This is a genomic window from Citrobacter sp. Cpo061 (assembly GCF_030332845.1).
Classification (GTDB): Bacteria; Pseudomonadota; Gammaproteobacteria; order Enterobacterales; family Enterobacteriaceae; genus Citrobacter; species Citrobacter portucalensis.
This window is the reverse complement of record NZ_JAOWHB010000011.1, coordinates 1-595: the sequence shown is the minus strand read 5'-3', so window position 1 is coordinate 595 and position 595 is coordinate 1. Positions and strand designations below refer to the sequence as shown.

At 52.4% G+C, this 595-nt stretch carries 1 protein-coding gene and 1 pseudogene; both read right to left on the bottom strand.

Annotated elements, in window-relative coordinates; all coding sequences use genetic code 11:
- On the bottom strand, positions 1-398 hold a 398-nt coding region (locus OGX97_RS00595; protein ID WP_122984190.1), incomplete at its 3' end, for a DUF2931 family protein.
- A 5-nt stretch (positions 399-403) separates the two neighbouring features.
- Positions 404-595 (bottom strand): annotated as a pseudogene (locus OGX97_RS00590) (DUF2931 family protein); the annotation flags it as partial.

Here is a 595-nt window from a genome sequence, read left to right as displayed (position 1 = left end):
CAGGTTTCGGGGCCGAAGACGGCGCTGGTTTCATAGGTCTGCTGGTCAATATAGGAATCCCAGCAGAAGACAATGTACTGCGGGGGTTTTTTGACTTTGTTGAAATTAACGCTGCCGCCAAAGGTCACATCAGTCCACTTGTCCACGGATTCAGAGTCACGAGAGGTTGGGTCAAGCGTGTTAAAGGTATACAAGTAACCATCGGTATCGATCACCCGGACATGAAGCGCTTCTGCTGGCAACTCATAGGGGGTGATAAAAGAAAAATTCCACTTACCGTAAGGTAGAGTCCAGTCCCCGCTGGCGGCCTGTTTTGACTGTAAAGGGTGAGATTGATGTGGGCTGCAGCCTGCAGCGGCCAGTAACAGGGCAAGTATCAGTAGTTTGCGCATTTTCATCCCTCTTAATCCCAGTTGCCATAGGGGTAGGTTTTACCGTTGATAAATGCCTGCGTTGACGGGAGGAAGGTAAAACTGCCGCCTGGGACGACGTAGTCTTTACACAGGGTCAGGTCCTTGCCGGAGCGGGTTGTCAGTTTCAGGGGCGTGACCGGCAGGCTGGGGCGTCCGGCGACATCGGAAAACCAGATTTTGAC